This window comes from Rhodococcus sp. (in: high G+C Gram-positive bacteria) (assembly GCF_049286785.1).
GTDB lineage: Bacteria > Actinomycetota > Actinomycetes > Mycobacteriales > Mycobacteriaceae > Rhodococcus_F.
Map to the genome: position 1 here is coordinate 1 of NZ_JBAQEO010000630.1, position 2,578 is coordinate 2,578.

Genomic DNA, 2,578 nt, shown 5'->3' on the forward strand with positions numbered 1-2,578 from the left:
GCGCTGCGGGTATCGGATGGGGAACCGCCACGGCGGTGGACAACGTGCGGGAACCCGAGGACGGCTTCGCCGGGGAACTGACCGAGCCGTTCCACGGGAAGCATCAGGCCGGTATCGCCACCGCGCCGCAAGCCCACGCGCAATTCGTCGGCCTGGATCTGGCGCCCGGTGTGAACCGGGCCACGCTCGTCGGTCTCATGCAGGTCTGGACGCAGGATGCCGGCCGCCTCGCGAGCGGGCTCCCCGCTCTCGCCGACACCGAGCCCGAACTCGCCGTCACACCCGCACGGCTGACGGTCACGTTCGGATTCGGGCCCCGGGTGTTCGCGCTCGCCGACCTGGCCGGTGATCAGCCGTCGTGGCTGAAACCGTTGCCGGCCTTCTCGATCGACCGGATCGACGAACAGGCCTGGGGCCAAACGGATCTGCTGCTGCAGGTGTGTGCCGATGATCCGATGGCGGTCGCTCACTCGGTACGGGTACTGGTGAAGAACGTCCGCTCGCTCGTCTCGGTGCGCTGGTCGCAGCGGGGGTTCCGGAACGCCCGGGGCAGTCGCCCGGAGCGCGCAACCATGCGGAACCTGATGGGACAGGTCGACGGCACCGTCAACCCGGACCCGAATTCCGAGGAGTTCGACAGGCTCGTGTGGGACGACGGCGCGCAGCACCGATGGCTCGCCAGCGGCACGTCGCTGGTGTTGCGGCGGATCCGGATGGAACTCGACACCTGGGAGCAGATCGACCGTCCGGGAAGGGAATTGACGGTGGGGCGGACGTTGGATAGCGGCGCGCCGCTCACCGGGACGCAGGAGCGCGACGTGGCCGACTTCGCCGCCACCGACCGGTACGGGATTCCGGTGATCCCGCAGTCCTCGCACATCGCCCGCGCGCACCGCACCCACGACGGCGAATGGTTCCATCGTCGCGGGTACAACTATGACGACCCACCCGCCGCAGGTCAGACCTCCGACTCGGGGCTGATTTTCGCGTCGTACCAACGCGACATCGACACCCAGTTCCTGCCCGTCCAGCAACGTCTGGCCGAGTTCGACGCGTTGAACCAGTGGACGACCCCCGTCGGATCCGCGGTGTACGTGCTTCCACCGGGAACGCAGCCCGGCGGTTTCGTGGGGGAGTCGCTGCTCGGAAGCGCCGGAACCGACGCCGACGAGCGGATGATCGAGTAGGTTTCGAGAAAACGTATCTCGACGACGGGACGCCCATGACTGCACAGGTCGTGACCAGGACACAGCGACGACGTGGATTGGTCGCGGCCGCCGCAGCGGTCGCACTGCTGGTGACGGCGTCGTGTTCGGACGACTCGTCCGAGTCCACGGCGACCTCGGGCACCCCTACGTCGGAGTCTGCAGAATCCGGCATGCAGATCGCCTCCGCGACAGCGGATCAGCTCGACAGGGCGATCGAAGGTGCGCTGGCCGAGGCGTCGGTTCCGGGCGCTCTCGTCGGAGTGTGGGGACCCGAGGGCGATTACGTGAAGGCGTTCGGTGTCGCGGACAAGGCCACGGCCGCACCGATGGAAACCGATTTCTACAGCCGGATCGGCAGCGAGACCAAGACCTTCACGGTCACCGGTGTGCTGCAACTCGTCGACGAGGGCAGGGTCGGACTCGACGACCCGATCGCCAAATTTGTCGACGGAGTTCCGCTCGGTGATCAGATCACGATCCGTCAACTGGCCCGGATGCAGAGCGGCCTGGCGAATTACACCGCCAGCGACGAGTTCCAGAAGGCGTTCTTCGCGGATCCGAGAGCGCCCTTCACCCCGCAACAACTCCTGGGCTACGCGTTTGCTCTACCCGCGAGTTTCCCTCCCGGCCAGGGTTTCGAGTATTCCAACACCAACACCACATTGCTGGGTCTGGTGGTCGAGAACCTCAGCGGGCAATCACTCCCGGAATATGTGACGAAGCAGATCCTCGAGCCACTCGGCATGGCGCAGACCAGCTTTCCCACCGACAACGCCTTCCCGGAGCCGCACGCGCAGGGCTACACCGAGCAGACCGCCGACGGCAAGGAAGCGACCGCCACCGACTGGGATCCGTCCTGGGCATGGGCCGCGGGCGCGATGATCTCCACTCTCGAAGATCTGCACATCTGGGGTCCGGCGCTCGCGACCGGAAGGCTGCTGGAACCGGCGACGCAGAAGCAGCGGCTCGAGACCGTGACACCACCGGGATTCGCCGCCGATGCGGGTTACGGGTTGGGGCTGTTCGACGTTGCCGGGTGGATCGGTCACAACGGGAGCCTTCCCGGCTACCAGACCGTCACGGTGTATCTGCCGGAGAAGGAGACGACACTCGTCATTCTGATCAACACCGACGTCGCCTACCAGGGCAGCGAGCCGAGCACCACACTGGCAACGGCGATCACCGAGGTCATCTCGCCCGATCACGTATACCGACTGGGCGCCGGCGTGCAGAACCCGGATGTGACCCCGTCGCCGACCGCGTCCCCCGTTCCCACCCGGTAGCGTCGACGAGAACGAGGTCAGCGCACGGGGGTGCTCGGGTAGGGATCACGGGGTTGGGGATCACGGAGTGGGGGATCACGGAGTGGG

General features: G+C 66.7%; 2 protein-coding genes. Both read left to right on the plus strand.

The features are described from left to right. A partial coding sequence (locus WAW17_RS22885; protein WP_422335195.1) for a Dyp-type peroxidase occupies nt 1–1,187 on the plus strand: 1,187 nt, incomplete at its 5' end. A 35-nt stretch (nt 1,188–1,222) separates the two neighbouring features. Further along, on the plus strand, nt 1,223–2,491 hold the full coding sequence (locus tag WAW17_RS22890) for a serine hydrolase domain-containing protein (protein WP_422335196.1): 1,269 nt from the start codon (nt 1,223–1,225) through the stop codon (nt 2,489–2,491). Nucleotides 2,492–2,578 lie beyond the last annotated feature (87 nt).